The following is a 25,090-nucleotide window of genomic DNA, read 5'->3' on the forward strand; positions in this document are numbered from 1 at the left end:
CTCACTCCGCCGGCATCGCACGCGGCGACGGCATGAAGCCCAGCTGCTTGCGCTTTTCCGGGCGCTTGCGCGTCAGCGCCAGCACCATGCCCATCGAGATGGCGATCGCGATCTGCGAGGAACCGCCGTAGGAAATGAACGGCAGCGTCATGCCCTTGGCGGGCATCAGCTGCAGATTGACGGCCATGTTGATGACCGACTGCAGGCCGAAGACCGTGACCAAGCCGCCAACCGCATAGCGTGTGAAATCGTCCTGCTCCTTGAGTGCCGTGTTGAGGCCGCGCAGCACGATGAACCCGAAGATGGACATGATGAAGAAGCACATGATCAGCCCGAATTCCTCGCCGGCGACCGAGAAGACGAAGTCGGCATGGCTGTCGGGGATGACCCGTTTGACGGTGCCCTCGCCCGGCCCGACGCCGAACCAGCCGCCATTGATCAGCGCCTCGCGGCCCATGTCGACCTGGAACGTGTCGCCCTCGCCGGTCATGAAGCGGTCGATACGGCCGGCAACGTGCGGGAACACTGCATAGGCGGCGAACACGCCGCCGACGCCTGCAGCACCCAGCGCGACGATCCACAGCCACGGCAATCCGGCCATGAAGAACATCACCCCCCAGGTGCCGAGCACCAGCATGGTCTGCCCAAGGTCAGGCTGCGCCACCAGCAGCGAGATGACCAGTGCAAGCAGCAACATGGCGAACAAATTGCCCGGAATGTCGGGCTGGCGCTTGTGCTCGGCGAACAGCCAGGCGCAGATGATGACGAAGGCCGGTTTCAGGAACTCGGACGGCTGGATCGACAGGCCGGCTAGCGACACCCAGCGCCGCGCGCCCTTCACCTCGACGCCGATATAGAGCACCGCCACCATCAGAAACAGCATGATGCACAACATGACCAGCGCCATGCGCCGGATCTGCCTGGATTCAAGGAACGAGACGGCCAGCATTACCCCAAGCGCCGGAATGGTGAAGATAATCTGGCGTGTCGCGAAGTGGAAACTGTCGAGCCCGATGCGCTCGGCCACCGCCGGGCTTGCGGCGAAGGACAAAACGATGCCGAGCCCCATCAGCGACAGGAACGCCGCCAGGAACCAGCGATCGATCGTCCACCACCAGGTCGCCACAGGGCTTTTGTCGAGACGGCTTTGCATTATCGTGTCCCTCCGATGGGCTTCACGCCATCAATGGCGGTTGCGGCTTGCCTGAACGCCTCGCCGCGGACTTCGAAATTCTTGAACTGGTCGAAACTGGCGCAGGCCGGCGACAGCAGCACCACTGCCTCGCCGCTACTATCCCTGGCCGCATCGCGGGCGGCGTGTTCGACTGCCGCCGCCAACGTGCCTGATATCTCGTAGCGCACCGCTTCGCCCAGCGTCGCCGAAAAGGCCGGTGCGGCTTCGCCGATCAGATAGGCCTTGGCGATGCGCGGGAAGAAGCCGCGTAACGGCTCGATGCCGCCCTCTTTCGGCAGGCCGCCGGCAATCCAGTAGATACGCGCAAAGCTCGACAGCGCCGGTGCAGCGGCATCGGCATTGGTCGCCTTGGAATCGTTGACGAACAGCACATGCCCTTTGCGGCCGACTTGCTCCATGCGGTGCGCCAGCCCAGGGAAACTCTCCAGTCCGGATTGGATCTCGCCGAGCTCGAGCCCGACCTTGAGGCAGGCGGCGGCGGCGGCCAGCGCGTTCTGCGCATTGTGCTGGCCGCGCAACGAGCCGATGTCTTCGAGGAAGGCGACACGGCTGTAGCGGCCGTGCACGGCTTCCATTAAGTTGGTGCCGTCAGCGAAATAACCGTCGGTCAGCGGCAGGCGCTTGGAGACGCGGATGACCTGCCGGCCGGCCCGCTCCAGCCGATCGGCGATCTGGGCGCACCAGGAATCGTCGACACCGATGATTGCCGTCTCGCTGCCGGCCACCAGCCGCTCCTTGATCGAGGCGTAGTGTTGCATCGTGCCATGGCGGTCGAGATGGTCCGGCGTCAGGTTGAGCAGCACACCGGCCGTCGGATTGATCGAAGGGGCAAGATCGATCTGGTAGGAAGAGCACTCAACCACATAGTGCCGTTCAGGCTGCGGCGGATCGAGCGTCATCACCGCGCGGCCGATATTGCCGCCCATCTGCGTGTCGCGCCCAGCCGATTTTAGGATGTGCGCCGTCAGTGCCGTGGTCGTCGACTTGCCGTTGGTGCCGGTAATGGCAATGAAAGGTGCTGCCGGTGCCAGCAGCATCCGCTCGCGGCAGAAAAGCTCGATGTCGCCGATGATCTCCACGCCTGAGCCCCGCGCCAGCTCGACGGTCCAGTGCGGCTTGGGATGCGTCAGCGGCACGCCGGGCGACAGCACGAAGGCGGAAAACCTCGCCCAGTCCGCACCGCGCAGGTCCGCTGTCGTGATGCCGACCGCGCCGGCCTTGGCGACGCTATCGGGATTGTCGTCCCAGGCCAGCACATCCGCGCCGCCCTCGATCAGCGCGCGCGCCGTGGCAATCCCCGAGCCACCGAGCCCGAAGAGCGAAACGCGCTTGCCTGAAAAGGATGCGGCGGGGATCAAGCGGCCTCCTATCTGAGCTTCAGGGTCGACAGGCCGACCAGCGCCAGGATGACGGCGATGATCCAGAAGCGGATCACCACCTGGCTTTCGGTCCAGCCGAGCTTTTCGAAATGATGGTGGATCGGCGCCATCAGGAAGACGCGCTTGCCGGTCATCTTGAAGTAGCCGACCTGGATGATGACCGAGAATATCTCGACGACGAACAGGCCGCCGACGATGACCAGCACGATCTCGTGCTTGGTCGCCACCGCGACCGTGCCGATCAGCCCACCCAGCGCCAGCGAGCCGGTGTCGCCCATGAAGATCGCCGCCGGCGGCGCATTGAACCAGAGGAAACCGAGACCGGCGCCGATCACCGCTCCAAGGACCACCGCAAGTTCACCGGTGCCGGGCACGAAATGGATCTGCAGATATTCGGCGAACACCGCGTTGCCGGAGAGATAGGCGATGACGCCGAAGGATGCGGCTGCGATCATGATCGGCACGATCGCCAGCCCGTCGAGACCGTCGGTCAGATTCACCGCATTGCCGGCGCCGACGATGACGAAGCACGAGAACGGGATGAAGAACCAGCCGAGATTGACGAGAAACTCCTTGGCGAAAGGGAATGTCAACGATGACGAGAACGGCGCCTGGCCGTTATGCATGATCACCCAGGCGGCGATGCCGGCGATGACGAATTCGAGCCCCAGCCGCGCCTTGCCGGAAAAGCCGAGATGCGATTGCTTGGTTACTTTGAGATAATCGTCGTAAAAGCCGATCGAGCCGAATCCCAGCGTCACCAGCAGGACCACCCAGACGTAGATGCTCGACAGGTTCGCCCACAGCAGCGACGAACCGACGATGCCGGACAGGATCATCAGTCCGCCCATTGTCGGCGTTCCCGCCTTCTTGAAATGCGTCTGCGGCCCGTCGGCACGGATCGGCTGGCCCTTGCCTTGCCGCAGCCGCAGCGAATTGATGATGGTCGGTCCGAAGATGAACACGATCAGCGCCGCTGTGATCAGCGCTCCGCCGGTGCGGAATGTTATGTAGCGGAAGACGTTGAAGACCGAGATCTTGTCCGCAAATTCGACGAGCAGTGTTAGCATGCGCTTGCGTCCCCCGGACCGATCCTAGGTCTGTCTGCTGGTTGTGGCTTCCGCCGGAAACTTGCCGAGCAACGCCTCGACCAGCTTTGAAAAGCCTATGCCCTTCGACGATTTGATCATGACCACGTCGCCGGGCTTTAATTCCGATAGAAGAACCGGTTTCAGATCTTCCGCACCGGCGCGGTACTCCGTCCTGATCTCGCCGGGCAAAACGTCGGCCAGCGCCCGCATCTCCGGGCCGCCGAGAAAGACCGTGCGCGTGTCGGTGCCGACGATCAGACCGGCAAGCGCGGCATGCAATTTCGCCGAATGGCTGCCGAGCTCGAGCATATCGCCGAGCACGGCAATGCGCCTGCCCTCGCCCGACACCGGCGTCGTGTTGAGCAGTGCCATTGCAGCCCTCATCGACGCGGGATTGGCGTTGTAGCTCTCGTCGATCAGCGTGATCGGCCCGTTGGGGTGACGCAACACATAGCGCTTGCCGCGTCCGCGTTCGGGCGAAAGATCGGCCAGCGCCTGCGCAACCCTGTTAACGTCGGCGCCGACCAGATGCGCGGCACCAAGAACCGCGAGCACGTTCTGCACCATATGGCGGCCCGGCGCGCCGATCCTGGCGACAATCTCGTGCCCGCCAATCTTGGCGGTGATGACCGAGTGATCGGCATTGAGCTCGCATTTGATCAGTTTGAAGGTCGCCCGGGCATTCTCGCCGAACCCGTAGACATGCTCGACGCCGGCCTCTTTGGCCATCTTCTCCAGCAGCTTCCAGCGCGCATCGTCGCGGTTGAGAAGGGCGGCGCCACCGGGCTCCAGTCCCTCGAAAACCTCCGCCTTGGCCTTGGCGATCTCGTCCAGGTTGCGGAAGAAGCCGAGGTGAGCGGCCGCGATCAACGTGACGATGGCGACATGCGGCCGGACCATCTTGACCAGCGGCCGGATCTCGTCGGGATGGTTCATGCCGATCTCGAAGACGGCATAGTCGCAATCCTGCGGCATGCGCGCCAGCGTCAGCGGCACGCCCCAGTGATTGTTGAACGACTGGGCCGATGCATGCACCGTACCGACCGCGGAGAGAGCGTGGCGTAGCGCTTCCTTGGTGGTGGTCTTGCCCGCCGATCCGGTCACGGCAATGACCCTGGCCTTTGAGCGTGCGCGCGCCGCAACGCCGAGCTTTTCCAGAGCGACAAGCACGTCCTCCACGACGATCATCGGTGCAGTCAGCCGCCCCAGCGACGGCAGCTTGCCCTCGGCGACGACCAGCACGCCGGCGCCCGCCTTGATGGCAGCCGTGACGAAATCATGGCCGTCCATGGCCTCGCCCTTGATGGCGAAGAAAGCGTCTCCCGGCTGCAGGCTGCGGCTGTCGATGGAAATGCCGGCGATGCCTTCAGGCATCGGACCGAGCGGCCGGCCATCCATGGCGGCAACCAGCGCCTCGGAGGTCCACAGATAGCTCACGCCGCTTGCTCCCGCAGCGCCGAGCGAACTTCCTCATGATCGGAAAAATGCAGCGTCTCGGTGCCGATGGTCTGGCCTTCCTCATGGCCCTTGCCGGCCACGATCAGCGTGTCGCCAGCGTGAAGCATCCCGACCGCCTCGTGGATGGCCTTGCGCCGGTCGCCGATCTCGATGGCGCCGGGTGCGGCCTCCAGGATCGCGGCGCGGATCGTCTCGGGTACTTCCGAGCGGGGATTGTCGTCGGTGACGATGACCACGTCGGCCAGTCTTGTGGCGATCTCGCCCATGATCGGCCGCTTGCCTCGGTCCCGGTCGCCGCCGCAACCGAATACGACGATGACGCGGCCGGTGGTAAAGGGGCGCACCGAAGCCAGCACGTTTTCCAGCGCATCCGGCTTGTGCGCGTAGTCGACATAGACCGGCGCGCCGTTGGCGGCCGTCCCGACAAGGTCGAGCCGTCCCGGCGCGCCCTTCAATTTCTCCAGCGCCATCAACGCCTTGGCAACAGATGTTCCAGTCGAAATGGCGAGGCCGGCCGACACCAGCGCATTTGCAATCTGGAAGTCGCCGGCCAGCGGCAAGTCGACTTCATGGAGAACGCCGTCCGCTTCGACCTCGGCGCGCTGGCGGTGGCGCTCGTGCTCGACCCGCTTCAGCCGCAGGAAATCGCCGTGGCGGCCGACCGTCAGCACATTCAGTCCCCCTGCCCGCGCCGCCTTGATCGTCGGCTCCGACCACGGGTCGTCGGCAAAGATGACCGCCGGCGCGCCCTTCGGCAGCAGCGCGTCGAACAGACGCAATTTGGCGCGATGATAGTCCTCGACCGTCGGATGATAGTCCATATGGTCGCGGCCGAGATTGGTGAAGCCGCCGGCCGCAAGCTTGACGCCGTCGAGCCGGCGCTGGTCGAGGCCATGGCTGGACGCTTCCATCGAGGCGTGGGTGACGCCGGCCTCCGCCAGCTCCTTGAGCAGCCTGTGCAGTGCCACCGGATCCGGCGTGGTCAGCGAGCCATATTCGTTGCGGCCCGGCGCCACCACGCCGGTCGTGCCGATCGAGGCGGCGGCGAAACCCGCCTGCTCCCATATCTGCCGGGTGAATGCGGCGACCGAGGTCTTGCCGCTGGTTCCGGTCACCGCGACCATGGTTTGCGGTTGCATGCCGAAAAAACGTGCAGCACTCAGCGCCAGTGCAAGGCGCGGATCGTCTACGACAAGAACCGGGATTGGCAGCCCGGCGACGGCACTGCCCTTGCCGACCACGATCGCTGCAGCGCCTCGGCTCGCGGCATCGGCTGCGTAGGCTGCGCCATCCGCCTTGGAGCCGCTGAGCGCGAAAAAGACGACGCCCCGTGTTACCTGGCGGGAATCCGACGAAATCCCTGTAACCTCCATATCGAAGGAAGCTGTCCCTTCGACAGGCAGGATACCGGCTAGATTTTTCAGCTTCATCGAACCCCGTTCATCGCAACAAAATAGCGCGCAGTTGCCGGCGCGCCCCAAGAATCACTGATAGGAAACCAGCGTTGCACCATTTTCATGGCTGAAATCTGGCTTCACGCCAAGCATGGAAGCCGCACGTCGGATGATGTTTGCAGCCATGATGCCCGCGTTCGAGGCGGCCGTAGCACCCATGCCGGGCTTTTCCGGCCTCGGTTCGTCGGCGATCGTAAGCACTATGTATTGCGGATCGTCCATCGGGAAAGCCGCAACGAAGGCGTTGAAATTCTTTTCCTTCGAGTAACGGCCGTTGACAACCTTCTCCGCCGTTCCCGTCTTGCCGCCCACCCGGTATCCTGGCACCCGTGCATTGCGGCCGGATCCCTTTTCGGCATTGAGTGCATAGAGATAGCGCATGCCCTCGACCGTCTTGTCGCTGACCACTTTCTTGGCCACCGCCATCGCCTGCTCCTGCGTGCGCGGCAGGAAGGTCGGGTCCATCAGATAGCCGCCATTCATCAGCGCGGCGCAGCCGACCGCTGTCTGCAGCGGCGTCGTCGACACACCGTGGCCGAAGGCGATGGTGATCGAATTGACCTGCTTCCAGACCTTGGGCTCGGTCGGCCGAGCGACTTCCGGCAGTTCGGTCTGCATCTTCTCGAGGATTCCCAGGCGATGCAGGAATTCGCGGTGTCCGTCGATGCCAACCGCTTCGGCTTCCTTGGCAGAGCCGATATTGGAGGAGTAGATGAACACTTCCGGCACCGACAGTACCCGGCCCTTGCCATGGAAATCATGGATGGTTTGATGGCCGATCCTGATCGGGCGCGACGCGTCGAAACGGCTTTGCAGCGTTATCTTGCCGGAATCGAGCGCCATGGCAGTGGTGAAGCTCTTGAAGGTCGACCCCATTTCATAGAGGCCGGCCGACATACGGTTGAGCCGGTCCTTGTCCTGCGCGTTATAGGGGTTGTTCGGATCGAAATCCGGAACCGACGCCATCGCCAGCACCTCGCCGGTCTTGACGTTGAGCACGACGGCGCCCGCCGCGATGGCGTGGTACTTTTCCATGCCGGTGGCGACCTCGTCGCGCACGATATGCTGGACGCGCAGGTCGATCGAGAGCTGCACCGGCTTCAAATCCTTGGCCACCGCGAGGCCCGACGCCTGAAGATCGCTCAAGCCCTGTTCGTCGATGTATTTCTCCATGCCGGAGATGCCCTGATTGTCGATGTTGGTGAGGCCGACAATGTAGGACGAGGTTTCGCCGGCCGGATAGAACCGGCGCTTTTCGGTGCGAAAGCCGAATCCGGGGATGCCGAGTTGCATGATGTCGGCCTGCTGCTTCGGCGTCAGTTGCCGCTGCAGCCAGACGAACCCGGCGCCGCTCTTCAGCTTGTTATATGTCTGCTCGTAGTCGATCTCGGGAAGCACCGTCGACAGCTTTTCGATCGCCTCGTCGGCATCGACGATGCGGCGCGGTTCGGCAAACAGCGACGCGGTCTTGATGTCGGTCGCCAGCACTTCGCCGTTACGGTCGACGATGTCGGGTCGCGATGCCGTCACCCGGCTCTGCGGGCCGCCCGACAGGTCGGGATTCTGGAAACCCAGATAGACCAGCCGCCCGGCAATGGTCGAATAGATGCCGAAGAACACCGCCATGGTCATGACGATGCGGGTCCTGCCCTTGCCACCGGTCGCCTTGCGGGCACCTTCGACCACGATCGATCCGCCTGCACCGGCCTGTGAACCGCTCTTCAGCAGCCTGCCAATCTTTGGAAATCTGGCAGCCATTGGAAATCCGGTGATCATTGGACGATGCCTCCGGTCACCACGGGATCTTTGCCGCCGATATCGGCCATGCCGCCCAGCCGCTGCGATGAAAGGTCCTCGATGTTGACGGGTTTCGCCGGCAGATCGTCCAGCCCGACGATCTGCCGCGCATTGACCGGCTCGAGTCCGAGTTGCGATTTGTAGATTTCGGTGAGCTTCTGCAGGCGCGACGGCTGGGTAAGCAGGCTCCAGTCCGCCTTGAGCAGGTCGATCGTGTCCTCCTCATAACGGATCTGCGCCTGGATCTTGTGCACTGCCGCCAGTTGCTCCTCGGCCTCGCGCTTGGTCTTGTAGGTCAGGGCAGCCGCCGAAACCATGACGGCGATCAGGACTATGTCGCTGGTACGAAACACGTGCTCACCTCTCTCCCGGTCGATCGGCGCCGGGAAGCTTTGGGCCAGGCAGTTTTGGCAGGCCGAAAATCGAAAAATCGCCGGCACGCGCCGGCGCCTCTGTACGGATTGCAGTGCGCAGCCTTGCCGAGCGCGCCCGCGGATTTGCCGATATCTCGGCATCGCCAGGCGTCACGCCGCCGCCCTTCTTGGTGAAGGTGGCGGTGCGCGCCTGCGCCTCGGGCAGGTGCCGCGATCCGGTCGCTGAATCGGCTCTGTCGGCGATGAAGCGCTTGACGATGCGGTCCTCGAGGGAATGGAAGGTCACCACGACAAGCCGCCCGCCCGGTTTCAGCGCGCGCTCGGCGGCAAACAGTGCCTTGGCCAGTTCGCCGAGTTCGTCATTGACGAAGATGCGCAGCGCCTGGAAAACGCGGGTGGCCGGATGGATCTTGTCTTTCGGCGCGCGACCGATATGCGTCTCGATGGCATCGGCAAGGTCGAGCGTGCGCTCGAAGGGGCGTTTTTCGCGACGGCTCTCGATCATGCGGGCGATGCGCCCGGCATGGCGTTCCTCGCCGAGAAAACCGAAGATGCGGGCAAGATCGCCCACCTTGAAGGTGTTGACGACATCGGCGGCGCTCAGGCCCGCCTGCGCCATGCGCATGTCGAGCGGTCCATCGGCCCGGAATGAAAAGCCGCGCTCCGGCTGGTCGATCTGCATGGAGGAGATGCCGATGTCGAGCACGACGCCATCGGCACTTTCAACCTGCTCGTCGAGCGTCGAGAACGGTGCCTGGACAAGCCTGAGCTTGCCGCCGGACTGCTGTTCAAGGGCCCGCCCCGCCGCGATCGCATCCGGATCGCGGTCGATGGCGACGACCGAGGCTCCGCTTGCCAGAATGGCCTTAGTGTAGCCGCCGGCACCGAACGTGCCGTCGACGATCACCTCGCCTTTTGTCGGGGCCAGCGCCTCCAGAACTTCGGCAAGGAGGACCGGAATGTGACGGGCTGGTCCGCCAGCGGCATGAACTTCATCGCCGTCGCCCGCCATCATTCCGGCCGCTCCCCGGGCTTCGTCCCCTGCCGAAGCTGCAAAAGCCGGGCGCGTGCTTCCGTCCCGTAGGCGCTGAGCCGTCCCGGCTCCCAGATCTGAAAGAAATTGCCCCGGCCAACGAAGGCCACTTCCGCTGAAATGCCGGTATGCTCGCGAATGAAATCGCTCATCGTGATACGGCCGTCCTGGTCGAGCTTCAGAAACGTTCCATCGCCATGGCAGAAGAACGACATGTCGTCCGCCGTCTGCAGGAACGGGTCTTCCTGGGCGATACGCTGCTCGTAGCGATCGAGCAGGTCGAGCCCACCGACATCCATCGCCGGGCGATCCAGGCAGCGTAGCGCATAAAGTTCCGAATAGCCGCGTTTCTGCACAACGGCACGGAAATGCGCCGGCACGGACACTCGTCCCTTCGCATCGATCCTGTTCACCGCGTTCGACAGAAACCGGTCCATTACGCGTTACGGCCGCTTGCGCCGCCGCACCCCTCTGCATCTTCCTGTCCACGCCGCCCCAGCCCGGTCGACGTCCAAAACCCGCTTCGTTGTGACGGGCGAACGCAGGCAAACGCGCAGCCGCCGCGGCTGCCCGATTGGCGTACGCTTCACCCTGACACGGAACGAAGGCTTGAGTATCGGAATGGGATATCATGGGGTGTTATGGGCGTCAACGGGAACAGTCTTCAAAACGCGCCTGCCACGACTGGGGAGAGCAGCTTTGACGGCACTCCGGTCTTTATCCTCCATTAAGCCTAACGAAGCGTTTAGGGCCGTCTGGTCCAACCGGAGGCGGCTTGCTGCGGATCGCTGCCGCGCATAGCCTCGGCATCTCCTTTTCCGGTCAGTAACGAGGTTTGAAATCATGTCCGAAACAGCCAAGTCACGCGCCGCGGCACTTCCCCATCTGCGCCGCGGCGGGCTGGCCAAGGGCGACCCGATCCCCTTGCCCCTGACGATGGCCGCCATCCTTCATGCGCCCGGCGACGCCACCGGCTTCGATCAATATGGCCGCTTCAGCAATCCGACCTGGGATGCGGTCGAGCACATGCTGGCGCATCTGGAAGACGCCTCATGCGTCGCCTTTCCCTCGGGGATGGCTGCCATCTCGGCGGTATTTTTCGGCCTGCTCAAAGCCGGCGACCGTATCCTGCTGCCGTCCGACGGCTATCACACGACGAGAGCGCTGGCAGAGCGCTTCCTGAAGTCCTTTGGCGTCGCTTATGATGTCCGGCCAACATCAAGCTTCCTCGACGGCGGCTTCGATAGGTATCGGCTTGCGTTCGTCGAAACGCCCGCCAACCCAGGACTGGATATATGCGACATCGCAGCCGTCGCCGAAGCCGTGCATAGAGCGGGTGCGGTGCTTGTGGTCGACAACACGACAATGACGCCTTTCGGCCAGCGCCCGCTCGATCTCGGCGCAGATATCGTCATTGCCGCCGACACCAAGGCACCAAACGGCCATTCCGATGTGCTGTTCGGCCATGTCGCCAGCCGCGACGCGGACATTATCTCGAGGGTGACCGACTGGCGCGAGACGTCGGGCGCTATCCCCGGGCCGTTCGAGGCATGGCTGGTGCATCGCGGCCTCGAAACGCTGGACGTGCGCTTCGACCGCATGTGCGCTTCCGCCGAAATGATAGCGCGACGGCTGAAAAACCATCGCGCGATCAGCGGCTTGCGCTTTCCGGGACTGGAGAGCGATCCATCGCACAATCTTGCCCGCGCCCAGATGGAGCGCTTCGGCTTTCTCATCTCGTTCGTGCTCGCCTCGGAGGACAAGGCCGAGGATTTCATCAACAATTGCGCCTTGATGCAGGCAGCGACGTCGTTCGGCGGCGTGCACACTTCGGCCGAACGGCGATCAAAAAGGGGAGATGCCGTTCCGCCCGGCTTCGTTCGCCTGTCGATCGGCTGCGAGCCGGTGGAAGAGCTTTGGCAGGCGATCGAGGCGTCGCTAGACGCAATCGGTGGCTGAATCGGCAATCACGAATTCAGATCGTCGGCATCAATCTTGCGCCGGCCGTGCAGCACGCGAACGATTTCGATCGCCTCTTCGCGGACACGATACAAGGTGAGGTATTCGCCGACGATCAGGTGACGGATTCCGGTTGCGATGTCTTCGCGCGGCGCACCTGAGAAGGGGTGCAGGGTCAGCAAATCCCACCGGCCTTTGCAAGAGATCCACGAGCCGAACCGCCGCATTTGGATTCTGTTCGGCAATGTAGTCGCCGATGGCTTCGAGGTCGATCAATGCCTGAGGAAGCAGGCGGTATTTCACTCCTCAAGGCCTTTGGTTCCGGCCATTTTCAGATATTTGGCGCGCAGCCGTTCCATGATTGGCGGCCCGTCCAGCCCCGGACCGCTGTCGATCCCCTCCTGCACCAGCTTGCGCAATTCCTCGACCGTGTAGCCGAGCAGGTCGCGCCGGTCCTTCCATTGCCTCAGCGCGTCGCGGATCACCTCGCTTGCCGAGGCATATTCGCCGGCGGCGACCACGTCGTCGACCGCCGCCGCCAGTTCCGGCGACAGCGTGATGCTGCGTTTGTCAACGTGGCCCATGGCGCACTCCTGATCAATCTCTCAATGGTACGATTAAATCGTACCAATTTCAAGGATTGTCGCGCTCGGCTGCAGGGGTCGAAACTGAATCAACGGCTGCGCCCGAAAACGCAACCTGCTGATATCAGGAGATTTCCTTTTATCGGGGAAACTGCCAGCTGGCCTGTAAGCCGGGTTCTGTATGGCCCTCGCCCCGTACGGGGCGAGAACGTGGCGGCCATTCATCTTGGGCGCATGTTGCCATACGCCTCACGCAACCTACCCGGACGGTGAGCCGGAAACAGCCCTCGAGGGTTTCCCCTCGCACCGCCCCTATTCGGTCTTGCTCCCGGTGGGGTTTACCGTGCCGCTCCTGTCGCCAGTCGCGCGGTGGGCTCTTACCCCACCCTTTCACCCTTGCCTCGATTGGATCGTGGCGGTTTGCTTTCTGTGGCACTTTCCCTGGGGTCGCCCCCGCCGGCCATTAACCGGCACCGTGTCTCCATGGAGCCCGGACTTTCCTCACCCACAGCCTTTCGGCTTCGCGGGTGCGGCCGCCCGGCCAGCTGGCAAGGCGTATAAAGGGGTTCAGGCCCGAAAACGCAAACGAAAAAGCACGTTGTCGCTTGTCAGGCGGGCGCTCCAAGTGCTGCCAGCTGCACCTTGACCTTGCCGCAATAGGCTGCGGACACCGGGTTCATCCGTGTGGCGGCGTGGCCGGCATTGTATTTCAGGATCGTGCCGCAGGTCGTGCCGCCGCCGAGATCCCGCGCCATGGCAAGGTACTTCATGCCGTATTTGATGTTGGTATCGGGATCGTAGAGACCCTGAACCGAACCGCTATAGCCCATCATCCGCGCCGTCGCCGGCTTGATCTGCATCAGGCCGATCTCGCCGGCGCTGCCGACCTGGTTCGGTTGGTAGTTGCTTTCGATCTTGATGACGGCATTGGCGAGCGACACCGGGACGCCATAGCTGGCGGCATAACGCGCAATGATCGCCGAATACTGTCCGCTGCCGCCGACTGCCGCCGCCTGAGGCGCTGGCCTGCTCTTCGGAGCGACTGACGCCGTTGCCATGCGGTCGATGCGTTTGCGGTTACGCTTCACATGCAGTTTGGCGATTGTCTTTCTCGCAGCGGTTGGCCCTTTCGCGGAGACTGGCTTTTTCGTCCTTACCGCGGCCGCTTTTTCCACTTTTGCGGTGGCGGTCTTCTCTACTTTTGCACCACCCTTCGGCACGGCGGTTTTGCCGGCTGCGGCACTGAAGCCCTGATCGGCCCGCTGGCTCAGCGGTGCGCTGTTCGCCGCACTGAAGGCAAAAGTCATTACGCCGGCAGCAATGGCTGCCGTTAAAACGGTCAATTTCTGCATGTGATCCTGTTCTGTTTGATCTGCACAAAGACTTCGCGCAGATACCCTCAATCAACATCGGAACATCTGGGGGGATAGACGTCCGACAATCTGTACGGATCGCCTTTGACGACGGAATTGGCGCCAAAGAAGGCGACGCAAGTCACTTTGAGTAACAGATTGTAACTTTTAAGCTGGCAAAAGATTATTTGAGAGAGGCTATCCTTACGGAAGCGAGCAGCCTTTCCAGCGTGCGGATCGTCGATCCATCAGCCATGCCATCGACCAGGCGCTGCCGGAAATGCCGCTGAAATGCCTCGACCACGATTTCGGTCTGCCGGTCGAAAGCGCCGGTGATCTCGACGCCATAACCATAGAGCGCCAGCATCGACTGCAGCGCCTCTACCTCGGCGCCGGTATCGCCTGGCTTCAGCACGGCGCCGCGCCGGATCGGTGCTGCCGGCACAACATGGCCGATACCGGCAGCAAACAATGCCTTCCATGGAAATTTCTCGCCTGGATCGACCTTTCGCCCCGGTGCCACGTCGGAATGGGCAAGCACCCGCTGCGCCGGAATGGAATGGCGCTCGATGATCCCAGCGCACAGGCCGATCACCGCGTCGATCTGCGGTTTTGGAAAGTTGCGATAGCCGAGCGTATGCCCCGGATTGACGATCTCGATGCCGATCGAACAGGAGTTGATGTCGCTCTGTCCGAACCACGAGCTCTTGCCGGCATGCCAGGCGCGGTCGCCTTCCCTTACCATCTGAACAATGCCGCCGTCCTCATGGACCAGGTAGTGCGACGAGACCTCGCTTGCCGGATCGCACAACCATGCCTCGGCACCGGCGCCGGTAGCCATGCCGGTGTAGTGCAGCACGATCATATCGGGTCCGAGCGTCCCGCGCCGTGGTCCGAAATTCGGCGATACCCTGACCTCGGCGCTCGGCTCATCGGGCGGAAAGCCGCTCATGCGTGCCGCAGGCCTCGCTCGATCATTTCATAGGCCGCGTTGATCGCCGCCAGCCTGGTCGTCGCGATCTTGATGAATTCCTGCGGCAGGCCGCGTGCGATCAGCCGGTCCGGATGATTGTCGGAGACCAGCTTGCGGTAGCGCCTGCGGACCTCCTCGAACGGCTTCCCACGCTCGATGCCGAGCACAACATAGGGATCGGCCGCACCCAGATCGACATGCCGGGCCAGGATGCTCTGGTAATGCGCCTCATCGATGCGGAATATCTCGGCGATGCGATGCAGGAATTGGCCCTCTCGCTCATGCACCAGCCCGTCGGCCTTGGCGATGTGGAACAGCCCGTCGAGTATGTCCTCGAGCATCAGGCAGTTCGAATGGCCCGAACCGCAAAGCTGCGCCATCCGCTCGGCATAGGTCTCGAAACCGGCAATGTCGCGTTTGGCCATATCGTAGAGCCGCGCCACATTGCGCCTCTGTTCCTTCGGCACCTCGAATATTTCCTGGAAGGCGCGCACCTCGTCTTGCGTGACGATGCCGTCTGCCTTGGCCATCTTGGCCGACAGGGCGATCATCGCCACCGAGAAGGCGACGCGCCGGCGCAGATCGGCATCGCCGGAGAAAACCGTGCGCACGGCCTCGACCACTTCGGCGACGCCTGACGACGCTGAAGATGAAACGCGTGCGACGAAGTCGCCAAGGCGGTCCCAAATCGACATGGGGGCTTCATAGGGCCAACCACCCATCGCTATCAAGCCAAGACAGTGCCGCAGGGGCTGGCCCAATCGATTTGTCTGAGGCGGCTGGCGCCAGCGCTCACGTCGTCGCACTCGGCCGCCAGGCGCTGGTATCGTAAGCAGCAGAAAGGCCGGCCTGTGAGGCCAGCCTTTCCTTGGTTGTCACATTGACTACTGAGCCGGAGCAGCCGGCGCAGGCGCCGGAGCCGGCTCGGCAGGCTTGTTTGCGTCAGGAGCAGCCGGCTTCATCGTCTGGTCGGATGCCGGCGGGTTGGTGCTCTGCGTCGTGGTGTTGTCGGTGCCGCTGTTGCTGCAGGCGGCAAGGCCAAGCAACGCAAGCGCCGACACCGACGCAAGAATGAGTTTCTTCATGATATCTCTCCTCTAATCCGCCTCCGTTACCGGCGGCGGTCGAGGACACAATGCGTAAGCTGCGCATGAGTTTCGTAACGTTGCATTTCTGCCTGTAACATATTCCAATCATTTGACGATTGCCGGTCAGGGCCTCGCAAGCTAACAGATCGAACAGGGAAAAATCCCGGGAGCCGCCGCAGTGACTGCAAAATGGGATTTCTGGATCGACCGTGGCGGCACCTTCACCGACGTCATCGGCCGTGACCCGGAAGGCGCGCTGCACCCGCGCAAGCTGCTGTCCGAGAATCCCGAAGCCTATGCCGATGCTGCCATCCATGGCATTCGCGAGCTGCTCGGCGTCCAACCCGGCGCTCCAATCCCCTCCGCTCTGATCGGCGATGTCAAGATGGGCACCACGGTTGCCACCAATGCCCTTCTCGAGCGCAAGGGCGACCGTGTGCTGCTGCTCATCACCAAAGGCTTCCGCGATGCGCTGAGGATTGCCTATCAGGCCAGGCCCGATATCTTTGCCAAGCAGATCATCCTTCCCGAACAGCTCTATGAGCGTGTCGTCGAGATCGACGAAAGGGTTCGCGCCGACGGCAGTGTCGAGCGCCTGCTCGACATTGCTTCGGTACGCCCGGCTATTGAGCAAGCCAAGGCGGATGGCATCGATGCGGTCGCGATCGTCTTCATGCATGCCTGGAAACATCCCGAGCACGAAAAGGCGGTCGCCAAAGTCTGTCGAAAGCTCGGATTCTCGCAGGTCTCGGTCAGTCACGAGGTCTCGCCTCTGATCAAGCTGGTCGGCCGCGGCGACACCACGGTGGTCGACGCCTATCTGTCGCCGATCCTGGCTAGGTATGTGCAAAGGGTTGCGGCGGAACTGGGTGCCGCGCCAATCTCCCCCCTTGTTGTGGGGGAGATGGCTGCGCAGCAGCCAGAGGGGGTCATCTCAGAAGGCACCGCCAGAGTGTCGAACCCAGTCGAGCCGACCCCACCCGGCGACTTCGCCGCCACCCTCCCCTCAAGGGGGAGGGAAAGCCCTCGCCTCATGTTCATGATGTCGTCGGGCGGCCTCACCGCCGCCGACATGTTCCAGGGCAAGGATGCGCTGTTGTCCGGCCCGGCCGGCGGCGTCGTCGGCATGGTCGAGACGGCAAAACTCGCCGGTTTCGGCAAGGTCATAGGCTTCGACATGGGCGGCACCTCCACCGATGTCGCCCATTACGATGGCGACTACGAGCGCGCCTTCGACACCGAGGTCGCCGGCGTGCGCATCCGCGCGCCGATGATGCGCATCCACACCGTCGCTGCAGGCGGCGGCTCGATCCTGCATTACGAGGCCGGCCGCTTTCGCGCCGGGCCGGATTCGGCCGGCGCCAATCCCGGCCCGGCCGCCTATAGGCGCGGCGGCCCGTTGGCCGTCACTGACGCCAATGTCATGCTGGGCAAGCTGCAGCCCGAGTTCTTCCCGGCTATTTTTGGACCGGGCCAGGACGAACCGCTCGACGTCCAGACGGTTCGCGAAAAATTCGCGGCCCTTGCCGCCGAGATCGGCGACGGCCGCTCCCCGGAAACCGTCGCCGAAGGGTTCATCACCATCGCCGTCGAAAACATGGCCAACGCCATCAAGAAGATTTCGGTGCAGCGCGGCTACGATGTCACCGAATACCTCCTGAACTGCTTCGGCGGCGCCGGCGGCCAGCACGCTTGCCTGGTCGCCGATGCGCTCGGCATGGAGGCGGTGCTGATCCATCCCTTCTCAGGCCTGCTCTCGGCATACGGCATCGGCCTATCCTCTGTATTTGCGTCACGCCAGCAGGCGCTGCTGAAGCCGCTGGCGGACAATTCCGGGCCAGCGATCGATGAACTCATCGCAACGCTGCGCAAAGCCGTCATCGACGAACTCGCCGCGCAAGGCATCAGCGAAGACGCGGTCGTCTCGAGACCGGTGCTGCAGATCCGCTACGACGGCACCGATACCGCGCTGCCTGTGAACTTCGGGCACGGCTCGATTGCGCAGGCCAAGGCGGACTTCGAATCGGCGCACAAGGCACAGTTCGGTTTCGTCTATGACGACAAGCCGATGATCGTTGAGTCGATCGGCGTCGAAGGTACCGATACCGGCGGCACCGGCCGCGACGAAAGCGATTCAGTTGTTGAATACATGGCCGCAAATCCTTCCGGGAACCGGAAAATCTTTGTCGACGGCGTCTGGCGCGACGCCGGCATTTTCCCTCGCGAAACGCTGAAGCCTGGTAACAAGATCGCCGGCCCCGCTTTGATCATCGAGCCTAACCAGACCATCGTCGTCGAGCCGGGCTGGCAGGCCGAGATCACCGCCAAGAACCACGTATTGATGCGGCGCGTCGAGAAGAAGCGCCGACACGCCGCACTCGGCACCGAAGCCGATCCGGTGATGCTGGAGGTTTTCAACAACCTGTTCATGTCGATCGCCGAGCAGATGGGCGTGACGCTGCAGAACACCGCCTATTCGGTCAATATCAAGGAGCGCCTCGACTTCTCCTGTGCCGTTTTCGACCGGAATGGCGCGCTGGTCGCCAACGCGCCGCATATGCCGGTGCATCTCGGCTCGATGGACCGCTCGGTGGAAACCATCATCCGGCTCAACTCCGGCGACATCCGTCCCGGCGACGTCTTTGCGCTGAACGCGCCTTACAATGGCGGCACCCATCTGCCTGATATCACAGTGGTGACGCCGGTGTTTTCCCTCCCCCTTGAGGGGAGGGTGGCCGCGAAGCGGCCGGGTGGGGTCCTCGCAGAAGGCACCACAAGTGCGTCGAGCACTGCCGCAACGACCCCCTCCGGCGGCTTCGCCGCCACCTCCCCCACAAGGGGGGAGATCGGCCAATCGCCGAAGATCCTCTTCTACGTCGCCTCGCGTGGCCATCATGCCGACATCGGCGGCACCGCGCCCGGCTCGATGACGCCGCTTGCCACAACCGTCGACGAGGAAGGCGTGCTGTTTGATAATTTCCGCATCGTCGATCGCGGCCGGTTCCGCGAGAAGGACCTGGAGACGCTGCTCACCGACCACCCCTACCCGGCGCGCAATCCGCACCAGAACATCGCCGACCTCAAGGCGCAGATCGCCGCGAACGAAAAGGGCGTCGCCGAGCTGCGCAAGATGGTCGCGCATTTCGGCCTCGATGTGGTCGAAGCCTATATGGGCCATGTCCAGGACAATGCCGCCGAAAGCGTGCGCCGCGTTCTGGAGCGGCTGCCCGACAGTTCGGAATACGAATATCCGACCGACACCGGCCAAATGATCAAGGTGAAGATATCGGTCGACCGGCGGAAGCGCGAAGCCACCGTCGACTTCACCGGAACGTCGCCGGTGATGAAGAACAATTTCAATGCGCCAGAGCCAGTCGCCCGTGCCGCGGTGCTTTATGCCTTTCGCGTCATGGTCGAAGACAACATCCCGATGAATGCCGGATGTCTGCGGCCGATCAACATCATCATTCCCGACGGCTCGATGCTGAAACCCGCCTATCCCGCGGCGGTCGTCGCCGGTAATGTCGAGACCTCGCAACACGTCACCAACGCGCTGTTCGGCGCCATGGGCGCGATGGCCAATGCGCAAGGCACGATGAACAATCTCACCTTCGGCAACAAGCAGTATCAGTATTACGAGACGATCTGCTCGGGCTCGCCGGCCGGCCGGATGAACGACGGCCGCGGTTTTGCCGGCACCTCCGGCGTCCACACCCATATGACCAATTCGCGCCTGACCGATCCGGAAGTGCTGGAACTGCGTTTCCCGGTATTGCTCGAGGATTTTCATATCCGCGAAGGCTCCGGCGGCGAAGGCAAATGGAATGCCGGCGACGGCACCAGGCGCACCATCCGCTTCCTCGAAAAAATGGAATGCGCCATCCTGTCCTCGCATCGCAACCGCCCGCCGCGGGGACTGGACGGAGGCGGCGATGGCGAGGCCGGTTCGACCAAGGTCCGCCGCAAGACCGGCGCGATCGAGACGCTGAAAGCCTGCGATCAGACCATCCTCGACGCTGGCGAGGCGGTCATCGTGACGACGCCGACCCCAGGTGGATTTGGCAAGTCGTAACGCGCAAGTGTAACGCGCAAGATAAGATGATATCGGCCGCCTAGGCAGGGCAAGGTGGGAAAACGGCGGGCACGATTGCGCAAGCTATGGAAAGCAGGGGGCCTATGGAAAGCAGGGGGCTGAGAGCGATCCGGCGGGACCAAACCGACCGTGGGCCAAAAAGGGTTGCGGGCGCAATTTCGATGTCGGCGGGCGGATCAAACCCTCAAGGGCGAAGAGCAGCTTCGCCATTCTATACCAAAGACTTCCAGGACCGATGAGGACTTAGCACCCATATGGATGAGTATACGCGCCTCCCGAACTATGATCCAGATTTCTGTCGAAGGGTTGCTAAGTGGGGAGCTATAGTCTGTTTTTTGGGAGTTGTTGTGGAGGCCTTCATCTTTTCGCTGGTCGACCCAGCGCGAAGTAGTTGCCCTGGGTGGATCATTCACGGCGGGCAACCCATACCGCTAAAGATGATATTCGCACTGACGCTTTTTCCTGCATTTTGGGCTTGCTTCGTTTTTCTAAGATGGAAACATTTTTCTAAGACGATGCATGCTGCCGCTACAGGTAATTATGTGCCGCCCTTATCAAAACTCTTAGGTCATCCCAAGATCGATCCGTTCACATTCCCTCATGATCAAGTGTTTCGAACGGTGATCGTGCTGTGGTGCATATTCTGCACAAGCCCTCTTTGGTTGATGCTCACTTTCTGTACAAATACATTTGGCTATCTTGGTTTCAACCGCTGACAAACTCATGAAAACTGCGACACCGGAACCGACATTTGGGGATGCTCGCCTGCCTCTACGGATTGATCGTAGATTCATGAACTACGATTCGACTGGCCCTCGATTTTCCAGCCAAATTCGCTGCCAAGTAAGGTTGTGCCAAGGCACCACCTAATTTTGCGCGCCACAGCAATGCTTGAGCCGGCGTCAACAGGCTGTCACCGGCCTGTCATCACCCTGCGCTACCCGCTTGCGGCAACGCAAACGGGGAATCGCCTTGCCATGACGGACATTTCTGGGGACCTGGTTTTTCGCCGCGGCAAGGAAGTCGGCAAGGCCGTCTACCAGAACCGCCCGCTGTCGAAAGCCGGCATCTCCGAGCGCCTGTTCGCCTTCCTGTTCTCCGGCCTCGTCTATCCGCAGATCTGGGAAGACCCCGAAATCGACATGGACGCGATGCAGCTCGGGACGGGCCACCGCATCGTCACCATTGCCTCCGGCGGCTGTAACATCCTTGCCTATCTCACCCGCTCGCCGGAAAGGATCGATGCCGTCGACCTCAACGCTGCCCATATCGCGCTGAACCGCATGAAGCTCGAAGCCGTCCGTCACCTGCCGTCGCAGGGCGACCTGTTCCGTTTCTTCGGCGCGGCTGGGACCGGGCACAATTCACAGGCCTACGATCGCTTCATCGCACCGCATCTCGACCCGGTCAGCCGCCATTATTGGGAGCGCCGCAACTGGCGCGGCCGTCGCCGCATCGCTGTCTTCGACCGCAATTTCTACCAGACCGGCCTGCTTGGCCTGTTCATTGCGATCGGCCATCGCACCGCAAAATTCTTCGGCGTCGACCCGGCCGGCATCATGGACGCCAAGAGCATCGCCGATCAGCGCCGCTTCTTCGACGAAGAGCTGGCGCCGGTCTTCAAAAAACCGCTGCTGAAATGGGCGACCTCACGAAAAGCCTCGCTGTTCGGCCTCGGCATTCCGCCGGCCCAGTACGATTCGCTGATCACCTCGGGTGACGGCACCATGGCCAGCGTGCTGAAGGCACGACTGGAAAAGCTCGCCTGCGATTTTCCGCTGAAGACCAATTATTTCGCCTGGCAGGCTTTCGCCCGCCGCTACCCTGATCCGGGCGAGGCCGCCCTGCCCGCCTATCTCGAAAAGTGCAATTACAAGACGATCCGCAACAATGTCGATCGCGTTGCCATCCACCACGCCAATCTGATCGAGTTCCTTGCCGGCAAGGATGCCGGCTCGGTGGATCGCTTCGTGCTGCTCGATGCACAGGACTGGATGACCGACCACCAGCTCAACGGGTTGTGGGCCGAGATCACCCGAACCGCCTCAACCGGCGCCCGCGTCATCTTCCGCACCGCAGCGGAACCCAGCCTGCTGCCCGGCCGCGTCTCGAATTCGCTGCTCGATCAGTGGCGCTACGAGAACGACGCCTCGCGCGAGTTTTCGGCGCGCGACCGCTCGGCCATCTATGGCGGCTTCCATCTCTATGTGAAGCGGTCCTGATGAGCACGACCGACTTGCCGGCCAGCCATGCCGAGCTGATGGACGGCGTCTACCGCTGGCAGCGTCATATCTACGACCTGACCCGCAAATACTATCTGCTCGGCCGCGACCGGCTTATCGCCGGACTGGATGTGCCGGCCGGCGGCACCGTGCTCGAGCTCGGCTGCGGCACCGGCCGCAACATCATCCTCGCCGCCCGCCGCTATCCCGGCGCGCGCTTCTTCGGCCTCGATATTTCGGCCGGGATGCTGGAGACGGCCACCGCTGCCCTTGCCCGCGAAGGCCTCTCCGGGCGCGTCACCCTGGCGTGCGGCGACGCCACCGATTTCGACGCGAAAGCACTGTTCGGCGTCAAAAGTTTCGACCGCATTTTTGTCTCGTATTCGCTGTCGATGATTCCCGGCTGGGAGAAGACAGTGTTCGCGGCTCTTGCTGCCCTGTCACCGGGCGGCTCGCTGCACGTCGTCGATTTCGGCCAGCAGGAGGCCCTGCCCGGCTGGTTCCGCACGCTGCTGCGCGGCTGGTTGAGAAAATTCCATGTCCAGCCGCGTGAAGTCCTGCGCGACGTCCTGGAATCGGAATCTGCGAGAGTTGGAGCAAGCCTTCGATTCAGAACACTTTATCGCGGCTACAGCTGGCTCGCCGTGATCAAGATCGCCATCTAATATCAATTTTGGCGTGGAAGGTTTTGGGGCTCCAATCCTAAATGGGGGCCGTGGCTGAAATCAGTTTAATTGGCTAAATCACACATTGCCATGTGACCCAAGGAGTGGTACATTATCTCCTCGCCGGAAGCATGGGATGATCATCGGATTTAGAGATGGATGGCTGCGGGCTTTCTTCGTGGACGACACCCATTCCCGCAATATTCCGTCCGATCTCGAAAGCCGCTTGTTCCGCAAGCTCCAGATGATTGACGACGCGGCGATCGATCAGGATTTGCGTGTGCCGCCCAGCAACCATTTCGAGAAGTTGCGCGGCAATCTCGAAGGTTTCCATTCGATCCGTGTCAACAAACAATGGCGGCTGGTCTTCCGCTGGGACGGGGGCCGGGGCGAGGCGTCGGACATCTATCTCGACGACCACAGCTATATATAAGTGAGGTGAGACATGTTGATGACCGCACGCAAGCCAGCAACGGTTGGCGAAATTCTTACGGAAGAATTCATGCAACCACTCGGCCTGACACAGGCGGCTTTGGCCGAAGCTATGAGCGTCCAGCGCAAGCATGTGAACGAATTGTGCAACGGCCGCCGCAACGTGACGGCGGCTACCGCGCTCATTCTGGCGCGGGTGTTTGGCAACAGCCCGGATTTCTGGTTGAACGTCCAGCGCCGTAACGATCTTTGGACGGTTATGAATTCACCCGACGAGCGGGCGCGTGTTGATCGCGCCAAGCCTTTGGCGACAGCCGCATAGACAAGACTGCGACCGCCGCATTCCTCAGTGCAGCGCCTTGATCAGCGCCGCCACCATCGCCTGCGGCCGGTAGCCGAGCCTGGCCGGCGTCAGCCCGAGCCGCACCACAACCAGCTGCTCTGAGGGGATGATGGCAACCGTTTGCCCATCATGCCCCTCCATCCAATAGGTGTCCTTGGGCACGCCGGCGGCAGTGCCGGCGCCGGGGTTTTCTTCGTCGCCCGGTCCTTCTATCCATAATTGCCCCTTGCCGTAGACTTTCGAGGCAGTTGCCGGTTCCCGCATCCAGTCGACGAAGCCGGCGGGCAGCATCTCCTGGCCGTTCCAGACGCCGCCCTGCAGCAGGAACTGGCCGAAGCGCGCCCAGTCGCGTGCCGTGGCATAGAGATAGGACGAGCCGACGAAGGTGCCGTGCTCGTCGGCCTCAAGCACAGCGCTCTGCATGCCGAGCGGATCGAACAGCGCGGTCCTCGGCCACGCCAGTGCCTTGTCCTTGTCGCCGATTGCGTCCTGCCACAGCCTGGACAGCATCACCGCCGTGCCGCTCGAATAGGAAAACACCTTGCCGATCTCGCCGGTCAGCGGCTTGGATCCGGCAAAGCCCGCCATGTCCGGTTCGAGATAGAGCATGCGCGTTACGTCGGCGACGTCGCCATAATCCTCGTTGAATTCCAGCCCGCTCGACATCGCCATCATGTCGGCGAGGCTGATCACGGCGCGGCCATCTCCCTTCCAGGGACCGAACAGACCCTGGTTGGTCATCGCCAGCTTGCCCTCCTTCACCAGCGTGCCGACGATCGCCGCATTTACGGTCTTGGTCATTGACCAGCCCAATAGCGGCGTCTTTTCGGAAAAGCCGTCGCCATAACGCTCAGCGACGATGCGGCCGTTCTTGACCACCACGACCGCCCGCATGCCGGCGCCGGTCATGGCTGGATCGTCGAGGACTTTCGCGACCTCGGGATCCTGCGAGGCATCGGCCTTGTCGCCCTCCGGCCAGATCAGATCGGGCAGCGGCGCCGGCGTCGGTGCAGCTCCGGCGACAGCCTTGGCGGCGGCAATATCGCCGTCGGGAACCGAGGCGCAGCCGAGCCCCTCGCGGGCGACCGCGACACTTTTGCCGAGCGCGCCGAACAGGCCGGCCGAAACCGTTCCCTTCTCCTTGTCGACCGACACTCTCATCAGCTTCAGCAGCGGATGACCCGGCGCCTGCACATCGACGGCGAGCACGTCGTTGGCGTCTCGCCCGGCGATGAAGACGTTCGAACAGACGATCTTGGCGGCATAGCCGGAACCGACGCGGATCAGTTCCGGCGGCGCGAAATACAGCCAGCCGGCGAGTATCGCGGCGGCCAGCACAGCCAGGCCGAGCAGCCATTTGACGAACTTCAGGAGGATCTGCATTTTTTCGAATTCCCCTGAGCGCGATCTATGTCATCGATTTGCCGCCATTGTTTCGGCAAAATCGCGGCTCTTGTCGAGCGCCGTCAACCGAATATCAACCATGATCGGCGATCACAGGTGCATGTCGCCCAGAAGTGCGCAGCGGTTTTGGGACAACGACATGCATAGACAAAAGAGCTAAGCGCGTCGAAGCGACGCGCTTAGGACAGACCGGG

At 62.5% G+C, this 25,090-nt stretch carries 22 protein-coding genes and 1 other RNA gene; 6 read left to right on the plus strand and 17 right to left on the minus strand.

What is annotated here, in order from left to right; all coding sequences use genetic code 11:
* Position 1: 1 nt before the first annotated feature.
* The 9 genes from ftsW to mraZ are packed head-to-tail and all read right to left on the minus strand — an operon-like array spanning position 2 to position 10,218.
* Entirely contained in the window at positions 2 to 1,153 is a 1,152-nt protein-coding gene (gene ftsW, locus NKJ20_RS03020; protein WP_023676765.1) for a putative lipid II flippase FtsW, read from the minus strand.
* The gene (gene murD, locus NKJ20_RS03025; RefSeq protein ID WP_352589460.1) at positions 1,153 to 2,553 is read right to left on the minus strand and encodes a UDP-N-acetylmuramoyl-L-alanine--D-glutamate ligase; all 1,401 of its coding nucleotides are present in this window, start codon (positions 2,551 to 2,553) and stop codon (positions 1,153 to 1,155) included. The genes ftsW and murD overlap by 1 nt, the downstream gene beginning before the upstream one ends.
* A gap of 8 nt (positions 2,554 to 2,561) precedes the next feature.
* Positions 2,562 to 3,644 (minus strand): phospho-N-acetylmuramoyl-pentapeptide-transferase, encoded by a 1,083-nt coding sequence (mraY, locus tag NKJ20_RS03030; RefSeq protein ID WP_023676767.1) that lies wholly within the window; start codon positions 3,642 to 3,644, stop codon positions 2,562 to 2,564.
* 24 nt (positions 3,645 to 3,668) lie between these two features.
* On the minus strand, positions 3,669 to 5,102 hold the full coding sequence (locus NKJ20_RS03035; RefSeq protein ID WP_352589457.1) for a UDP-N-acetylmuramoylalanyl-D-glutamyl-2,6-diaminopimelate--D-alanyl-D-alanine ligase: 1,434 nt from the start codon (positions 5,100 to 5,102) through the stop codon (positions 3,669 to 3,671).
* Positions 5,099 to 6,553: a UDP-N-acetylmuramoyl-L-alanyl-D-glutamate--2,6-diaminopimelate ligase gene (locus NKJ20_RS03040; RefSeq protein ID WP_352453153.1), complete on the minus strand. Its 1,455-nt coding sequence runs from the start codon at positions 6,551 to 6,553 to the stop codon at positions 5,099 to 5,101. Before NKJ20_RS03040 ends, NKJ20_RS03035 begins: the two co-directional genes overlap by 4 nt.
* Positions 6,554 to 6,607: 54 nt before the next feature.
* A complete protein-coding gene (locus NKJ20_RS03045; RefSeq protein ID WP_352453152.1) occupies positions 6,608 to 8,335 on the minus strand; it encodes a peptidoglycan D,D-transpeptidase FtsI family protein in 1,728 nt (575 codons plus the stop codon).
* A gap of 14 nt (positions 8,336 to 8,349) precedes the next feature.
* A complete protein-coding gene (gene ftsL, locus NKJ20_RS03050; RefSeq protein WP_023676771.1) occupies positions 8,350 to 8,727 on the minus strand; it encodes a cell division protein FtsL in 378 nt (125 codons plus the stop codon).
* Positions 8,728 to 8,731: 4 nt separating this feature from the next.
* Positions 8,732 to 9,763 (minus strand): 16S rRNA (cytosine(1402)-N(4))-methyltransferase RsmH, encoded by a 1,032-nt coding sequence (rsmH, locus tag NKJ20_RS03055; RefSeq protein ID WP_352589451.1) that lies wholly within the window; start codon positions 9,761 to 9,763, stop codon positions 8,732 to 8,734.
* Positions 9,760 to 10,218, minus strand: coding sequence for a division/cell wall cluster transcriptional repressor MraZ (gene mraZ / locus NKJ20_RS03060; protein ID WP_254818997.1), 459 nt, complete (start codon positions 10,216 to 10,218; stop codon positions 9,760 to 9,762). The genes rsmH and mraZ overlap by 4 nt, the downstream gene beginning before the upstream one ends.
* Before the next feature lie 406 nt (positions 10,219 to 10,624).
* Here mraZ and NKJ20_RS03065 point away from each other — a divergent pair, with 406 nt between their 5' ends.
* Complete coding sequence (locus NKJ20_RS03065) at positions 10,625 to 11,740, plus strand: cystathionine gamma-lyase (protein WP_352742477.1); 1,116 nt, start codon at positions 10,625 to 10,627, stop codon at positions 11,738 to 11,740.
* An 8-nt stretch (positions 11,741 to 11,748) separates the two neighbouring features.
* On the opposite strand, the gene NKJ20_RS03070 is transcribed toward NKJ20_RS03065, so the two are convergent.
* From NKJ20_RS03070 to NKJ20_RS03100, 7 genes are all read right to left on the minus strand, one after another.
* Entirely contained in the window at positions 11,749 to 11,922 is a 174-nt protein-coding gene (locus NKJ20_RS03070; protein ID WP_352680271.1) for a type II toxin-antitoxin system RelE/ParE family toxin, read from the minus strand.
* Positions 11,923 to 12,039: 117 nt separating this feature from the next.
* A complete protein-coding gene (locus NKJ20_RS03075) occupies positions 12,040 to 12,324 on the minus strand; it encodes a type II toxin-antitoxin system ParD family antitoxin (RefSeq protein WP_352680272.1) in 285 nt (94 codons plus the stop codon).
* A gap of 150 nt (positions 12,325 to 12,474) precedes the next feature.
* Positions 12,475 to 12,873, minus strand: an RNA gene (rnpB, locus tag NKJ20_RS03080) — RNase P RNA component class A.
* Between the two features lie 59 nt (positions 12,874 to 12,932).
* Positions 12,933 to 13,676 carry a lytic transglycosylase domain-containing protein gene (locus tag NKJ20_RS03085; RefSeq protein ID WP_352742479.1) on the minus strand — a complete coding sequence of 248 codons (744 nt, stop codon included), beginning with the start codon at positions 13,674 to 13,676 and terminating at the stop codon, positions 12,933 to 12,935.
* Between the two features lie 184 nt (positions 13,677 to 13,860).
* Positions 13,861 to 14,628: an N-acetylmuramoyl-L-alanine amidase gene (locus tag NKJ20_RS03090; protein WP_352742481.1), complete on the minus strand. Its 768-nt coding sequence runs from the start codon at positions 14,626 to 14,628 to the stop codon at positions 13,861 to 13,863.
* Positions 14,625 to 15,344 carry a TerB family tellurite resistance protein gene (locus tag NKJ20_RS03095; protein WP_352742483.1) on the minus strand — a complete coding sequence of 240 codons (720 nt, stop codon included), beginning with the start codon at positions 15,342 to 15,344 and terminating at the stop codon, positions 14,625 to 14,627. The genes NKJ20_RS03090 and NKJ20_RS03095 overlap by 4 nt, the downstream gene beginning before the upstream one ends.
* A 189-nt stretch (positions 15,345 to 15,533) precedes the next feature.
* Complete coding sequence (locus NKJ20_RS03100; protein ID WP_352492713.1) at positions 15,534 to 15,734, minus strand: hypothetical protein; 201 nt, start codon at positions 15,732 to 15,734, stop codon at positions 15,534 to 15,536.
* A 181-nt stretch (positions 15,735 to 15,915) separates the two neighbouring features.
* On the opposite strand from NKJ20_RS03100, the gene NKJ20_RS03105 reads away from it, so the two are divergent.
* From NKJ20_RS03105 to NKJ20_RS03125, 5 genes are all read left to right on the plus strand, one after another.
* A complete protein-coding gene (locus NKJ20_RS03105) occupies positions 15,916 to 19,809 on the plus strand; it encodes a hydantoinase B/oxoprolinase family protein (protein ID WP_352742485.1) in 3,894 nt (1,297 codons plus the stop codon).
* A gap of 998 nt (positions 19,810 to 20,807) precedes the next feature.
* Entirely contained in the window at positions 20,808 to 22,052 is a 1,245-nt protein-coding gene (locus tag NKJ20_RS03110) for a BtaA family protein (protein ID WP_352742487.1), read from the plus strand.
* Positions 22,052 to 22,717 (plus strand): class I SAM-dependent methyltransferase, encoded by a 666-nt coding sequence (locus NKJ20_RS03115; RefSeq protein ID WP_352742489.1) that lies wholly within the window; start codon positions 22,052 to 22,054, stop codon positions 22,715 to 22,717. The genes NKJ20_RS03110 and NKJ20_RS03115 overlap by 1 nt, the downstream gene beginning before the upstream one ends.
* Positions 22,718 to 22,853: 136 nt before the next feature.
* Positions 22,854 to 23,150 (plus strand): type II toxin-antitoxin system RelE/ParE family toxin, encoded by a 297-nt coding sequence (locus tag NKJ20_RS03120; protein ID WP_352456184.1) that lies wholly within the window; start codon positions 22,854 to 22,856, stop codon positions 23,148 to 23,150.
* 12 nt (positions 23,151 to 23,162) lie between these two features.
* On the plus strand, positions 23,163 to 23,471 hold the full coding sequence (locus NKJ20_RS03125; RefSeq protein WP_352453138.1) for a HigA family addiction module antitoxin: 309 nt from the start codon (positions 23,163 to 23,165) through the stop codon (positions 23,469 to 23,471).
* Positions 23,472 to 23,495: 24 nt separating this feature from the next.
* Here the strand turns inward: NKJ20_RS03125 and NKJ20_RS03130 are convergent, their stop codons facing one another.
* A complete protein-coding gene (locus tag NKJ20_RS03130; RefSeq protein ID WP_352742491.1) occupies positions 23,496 to 24,875 on the minus strand; it encodes a serine hydrolase domain-containing protein in 1,380 nt (459 codons plus the stop codon).
* Positions 24,876 to 25,090 lie beyond the last annotated feature (215 nt).

The organism is Mesorhizobium sp. M0185 (assembly GCF_040322175.1).
Taxonomy (GTDB): domain Bacteria; phylum Pseudomonadota; class Alphaproteobacteria; order Rhizobiales; family Rhizobiaceae; genus Mesorhizobium.